Here is a 5,837-nt window from a genome sequence, read left to right as displayed (position 1 = left end):
GACCAGCTCGATTTCGTCGCTCTCGACTTCGACCTCGACCGGCATCAGCTCGTTGTCGACCGGCCTCAGCTCGACCGACAGCTCGGTCGCTTCGCTGTCGACGTCGACGTCGACTGGCCTCTCGTCGGCAACCAGCTCGATCAGCTCGCTGTCCACCTCGACCTCGACGGGTATCAGCTCGCTGTCGACCGGTCTGAGCTCGACCGATAGCTCGGTCGCTTCACTCTCGACTTCGACGTCGACCGGCTTGTCGTCGGCTAACAGCTCGATCGGCTCGCTGTCCACGTCGACTTCGACGGGCATCAGCTCGCTGTCGACGGGCCTGAGCTCGACCGATAGCTCGGTCGCTTCGCTGTCGACCTCCACGTCGACGGGCCTGTCGTCGGCTAACAGCTCGATCAGCTCGCTGTCCACGTCGACCTCGACGGGTATCAGCTCGTTGTCGACGGGCCTGAGCTCGACCGATAGCTCGGTGGCTTCGCTGTCGACGTCGACGTCGACTGGCCTCTCGTCGGCAACCAGCTCGATCGGCTCGCTGTCCACCTCGACCTCGACGGGTATCAGCTCGCTGTCGACCGGCCTGAGCTCGACCGATAGCTCGGTCGCTTCGCTGTCGACCTCCACGTCGACGGGCCTCTCGTCGGCAACCAGTTCGATCAGCTCGTTGTCCACCTCGACCTCGACGGGGATCAGCTCGTTGTCGACCGGCCTGAGCTCGACCGATAGCTCGGTCGCCTCGCTGTCGACCTCCACGTCGACCGGCCTGTCCTCGGCAACCAGCTCGATCAGCTCGCTGTCCACGTCGACCTCGACGGGTATCAGCTCGCTGTCGACCGGCCTGAGCTCGACCGACAGCTCGGTCGCCTCGCTGTCGACCTCCACGTCGACCGGCCTCTCGTCGGCAACCAGCTCGATCAGCTCGCTCTCGACCTCGACTTCGACGGGCATCAACTCGTTGTCCACGGGCCTGAGTTCGACCGATAGCACCGTGGCATCGCTGTCGACTTCGACATCGACCGGCCTCTCCTCGGCAACCAGCTCGATCAGCTCGCTGTCGACGTCGACCTCGACCGGCCTGTCGTCCGCGACCAGTTCGATCGGCTCGCTGTCCACCAGCCTCAGCTCGACCAACAGCTCGCTGACGTCGTTGTCCACGTCGACCGCAAGCAGCGTCACGTCGCTGTCGACGGGCCTGAGCTCGACCGACAGCTCGGTCGCCTCGCTGTCGACTTCGACCTCGACCGGCCTCTCGTCGGCGACCAGCTCGATCAGCTCGCTGTCGACCTCGACCTCGACCGGCCTGTCGTCGGCAACCAGCTCGATCAACTCGTTGTCCACGTCGACCTCGACCGGTCTCTCGACGGCCACCAGCACGATCCTGTCGCTGTCCACGTCGACCTCGACGGGTCTCTCGACGGCCACCAGCTCGATCACGTCGCTGTCCACCTCGACCTCGACCGCGATCGAAGCCGCGAAGACGCACTACTACAGCGTCAACGACAACGGCACGCAGCAAGGCAACTACGCCAACGACGGCGCGACGGGCGTCAACTCGCTGGCAGCCGGCGTGAACGCCAGCGCGGCAGGCGCCAGCAGCGTGGCAGTCGGCGACGGTTCGAACGCGCAGACGGCGGGCGCGGTCGCCATCGGCCAGAACGCATCGGCCACCGGCGGCAAGGCGGTGTCGATCGGCTCCGGCAACACCGCAAGCGGCGACGGCGCGGTCGCGATCGGCGACCCGAGCGTCGCAACGGGCACCGGCGCAGTGGCGCTGGGTGCGAACGACACGGCGACCGGCACCGGCGCAGTGGCACTCGGCAACGCGAACACGGCAACCGGCAACAGCGCGCTCGCCCTCGGCAGCGCAAACCAGGCCACCGCGGACAACACGATCGCGCTCGGCAATCAGGCGACGGCCAGCGCGATCGGCGCCCAGGCCTACGGCTCGAACGCGAAGGCCACGGCAACCGACGCCCTCGCGTTCGGCACGAACGCGCAGGCCAATGTCGCCAACTCGATCGCGATGGGCGCGAACTCGACCACGGGCAACGCTGTCGGCGTGTCGAGCGTCACGGTCGGCGGCATCACGTACCCGGTCTACGGCACCTCGCCAGTGGGCGTCTTCAGCGTCGGCGCACCCGGTGCGGAACGCCAGATCACGAACGTCGCGGCAGGCCAGGTATCGGCCACCAGCACGGACGCGATCAACGGCAGCCAGCTCAACGCGACGAATCAGGCGGTCAACAGCCTGTCCACGTCGACCGCGTCGAACATCGCGTCGCTGTCGACCGGCATCGGTTCGCTGTCCACGGGCCTCAGCTCGACGAACAGCAATCTCACGTCGCTGTCCACGTCGACCTCGACGGCGATCAACTCGCTGTCGACGGGCCTCAGCTCGACGAACAGCAACCTCACGTCGTTGTCGACGTCGACCTCGACCGGCATCGGCTCGCTGTCGACCGGCCTGAGCACGACGAACAGCACGGTGGCTTCGCTGTCGACCGGCGTGACGAACCTCGGCGATCAGGTGAACCAGTTGTCGACCACGATCAACAACAACACGACGCGTGCGACGAACAACACCGCCATCGCGGCCGACATGAACGGCACCGGCTCCGACCGGCCGACCGTCACCGCCGGCTCGAACTCGGTGGCGATCGGCGCAAATTCGAACGACGGCGGTCGCTCGAACGTGGTGTCGGTCGGCAGCGACACGCAACAGCGCCAGATCACGAACGTCGCGCCGGGTACGCAAGGCACCGACGCGGTGAACGTGAACCAGCTGACGCAGGTGCAGACGACGCTGTCGACCGCCTTGTCCGGCCAGCAAGGGCAGATCAACGCGCTGGGTTCGCAACTGCAGCAGACCGACCAGATGGCGAAGCAGGGTATCGCGGCCGTCGGCGCGATGGCGTCGATCCCGCAGCTCGATCGCGACGCCAACTTCGGGATGGGTATCGGCACGTCGACCTTCCTCGGCCAGAAGGCGATGGCGGTCAACATGCAGGCGCGCATCACGGAGAACCTGAAGGCGTCGATCAACGGCGGCTTCAGCGGCGGTCAGAAGGTGATCGGCGCCGGCATGCTGTACCAGTGGAAGTAACCCGTCGCGCCGCCACGCCGCCGGCTCGCGAGCCGGCGGCGCCGGGCGGCCCCGACGGCAGGACGAGCCCCCCGCGCAACGCGCGGCGGGCTTCAGTCAACCCAAGTATTGAGGACGTAACCGTGAACAAACTCGCTCTTGCGCTCGCGCTTTCCGCGCTGGCCCTCGCCGCGTGCTCGACCGCATCCGGCCCGACCTTCAGCGCCTCCGAACTGCAGCCGCGCGACGGCGTGCGCACCTTCCAGGTGGACTGCCACGGCCTGCTGTCGGGTCCGCAGACCTGCATGAAGGCCGCCCGCAAGATCTGCGGCGACCAGCCCGTGCGCGTCGTCGATTCCGCCCGCGCGCTGCGCGACAATTCCGATCCCGCGACGCTGGTGTTCCAGTGCGGCGCCGCGCCGGCCCAAGCTGCGTCGGCGGCCGAGCCGGCCCCCGCGCCCGCCGCGGTCGAACACGTCAACCTCGCGGGCGACGCGCTGTTCGCGACGGGCCTGGCCACGCTCACGCCGGCCGCGCGCGCGTCGCTCGACAAGCTGCTGAACGAACGCGAAGACCGCACGTACACGCGGGTGACGGTCACCGGCCATACGGATTCGGTCGGCAACGACGCCGCCAATCTCGCGCTGTCGAAGCGCCGCGCGGAAACCGTCGCAAGCTACCTGAAGGCACACGGACTGAAAGCGCAGGCCGTGTCGGTCACGGGCCGCGGCAGTGCCGATCCGGTCGCGTCCAACGCGACGGCCGAAGGCCGCGCGAGCAACCGCCGCGTCGAGATCTCGCTGCAGCGCTGAGCAGCCGGCCGTCGCGGCCCCGGCGCACCCCGCGCCCGCACGCGACGGCCTCGACCGGCAACGCGCAGCCGCCCCGCCGGCCACCCCGCCCGACCGCACCGACCCCGCTTCGCCGGGGCCCCGGCTCCCGCGCGGGCGGCTATGTCAAAGTTCGTCAGGCCCCCTCCACAAAACGGCGCCTTCCGTGCCACAATCGCCGCAGACAGCTGCCGAGGCGTTCCGCCCGCGTCGCGCGCCGTGACCCGCCCGACGACACACCGGAATCCGGCGGCCGCCCCGCGATTCGCGCCGCTCGACTCATATTCCGGCGCGCGCCGGCGCGAACACAACCACGACAATCCACGGCGCGCCGTTTCGCGGCCACGGCCGAACGCACGACGCCGCAGAGGAAACCAACCGGTGACGGACATCAATCAAGCCGCCTCGGGCGGCACCCGCAAGCAACGGCCGGCCGTCGGCATCTCGCTGTTTGCGCGGGACGGCCAGGCGATCTGGGAAAACGGCATTCACCAGAACATCGCGTTCCTCGCGATGATGCTCAAGCGCTCCGACCGCGTCGGCCCCGTCTATTTCCTGAACGGCGGCGACGCCAACGCGTTTCCGGCCGGGCTCGATCTCGACGGCCTCGACGTGCCGCTCGTGAAGCCTTCCGACGTCACGCACGACCTCGACGTCGTGATCGAGATGGGCGCGCAATTGCCGCTCGAATGGCGCAGGCACATGAAGGCGCTCGGCAAGAAACTCGTCGCCTTCTTCTGCGGACACGTCTACGCCGGCCTGGGTGAAACACCGATCTTCGGCAAGCCGTCGGGACACATCTTCAACGACACGCCGTTCGACGAAGTATGGCTGCTGCCGCAGTACGAGAAGACCGGCGCACCGATGCTGCAAACCCTGTTGCGCGCACCGGTGCACCTGATGCCGCATATCTGGTCGCCGTACTTCCTCGATCGCCGCATCGCCGCGCTGGCGAGCGAAGGCCTGACGTTCGGCTATCGGCCCGGCCGTCGCCCGTGGAATCTCGCCACGCTCGAGCCGAACATCTCGGTCGTGAAGTCCTGCCACTACCCGATGCTCGCGTGCGACGAGCTTTACCGCGCGCATCCGGACGCCGTGCAGCATCTGTTCGTCGTCAACTCGATGCACATGAAGGCCCATCCGACCTTCTTGCACTTCGCGAACAGCCTCGACCTCGTACGCCAGCACAAGGCGACGTTCGAGCCACGCATCGACCTGCCGGGCTTCATGGCGCGCCACGCGGACGCCGTCGTGTCCCACCACTGGGAAAACGCGCAGAACTATCTGTACTACGACGTGCTGTACGGCGGCTATCCGCTGATCCACAACTCGACGCTGATCGGCGACGCCGGCTACTACTACCCGGACTTCGATTCCGCCGCGGGCGGCCGCGTGCTGCTCGATGCCTGGCTGCATCACGACGAGCAGCTCGACGACTACCGCGCGAAAGCCGACCGGCTGCTGCGGTCGGTCTCGATCGACAACCCCGCGAACCTCGACGCGTTCGTCTCGCGTCTGGTCGCCTGAACCGGAGAATACGCATGTCGGACTCCAATGCCCGTCAAGCGCCCGGCGAGGGCAAGCGTCTCGTCGTCGGCGTGTCGCTGTTCGTGCGCGGCGCCGGCCAGTCGCTGTGGGAAAACGGCATCTTCCAGAACTGCCTGCTGCTGATCCTGCTGCTGCGCCAGTCGCCGCTCGTCGCGGAAGCCGTGATGGTGAACGGCGGCGAACAGCTCGCGGATCCGCAGATGATGCTCGGCGAATGGGACGTGCCGCTGCTGTCGATGGACGAAGCGCTCGAGCGCTGCGACGTGCTGATCGAAATGAGCGCGCAGTTCGGCGCCGACTACCTGCGCGCGTTCCGCGACCGCGGCGGCAAGGTCGTCACGATGCGGGTCGGCAACGACTACGTGATCGACATCGAG

At 67.7% G+C, this 5,837-nt stretch carries 4 protein-coding genes; all 4 read left to right on the top strand.

Annotated features, from left to right (window positions below):
• Positions 1–3,103 (top strand): YadA family autotransporter adhesin (locus U4Z31_RS36625; protein ID WP_321812963.1); only part of this gene is annotated, 3,103 nt, incomplete at its 5' end.
• A gap of 122 nt (positions 3,104–3,225) precedes the next feature.
• Positions 3,226–3,894 (top strand): OmpA family protein, encoded by a 669-nt coding sequence (locus U4Z31_RS36620; protein ID WP_321812962.1) that lies wholly within the window; start codon positions 3,226–3,228, stop codon positions 3,892–3,894.
• A gap of 399 nt (positions 3,895–4,293) precedes the next feature.
• Positions 4,294–5,439, top strand: a complete 1,146-nt coding sequence (locus U4Z31_RS36615; RefSeq protein WP_044847399.1) for a DUF2827 domain-containing protein — start codon at positions 4,294–4,296, stop codon at positions 5,437–5,439.
• A 14-nt stretch (positions 5,440–5,453) separates the two neighbouring features.
• On the top strand, positions 5,454–5,837 hold a 384-nt coding region (locus tag U4Z31_RS36610), incomplete at its 3' end, for a DUF2827 family protein (RefSeq protein ID WP_321812961.1).

The sequence above is a fragment of the Burkholderia sp. BCC1985 genome, assembly GCF_905339915.1.
In the GTDB taxonomy this organism is placed as follows: domain Bacteria; phylum Pseudomonadota; class Gammaproteobacteria; order Burkholderiales; family Burkholderiaceae; genus Burkholderia.
This window is presented reverse-complemented; position numbering and strand designations above follow the sequence as displayed.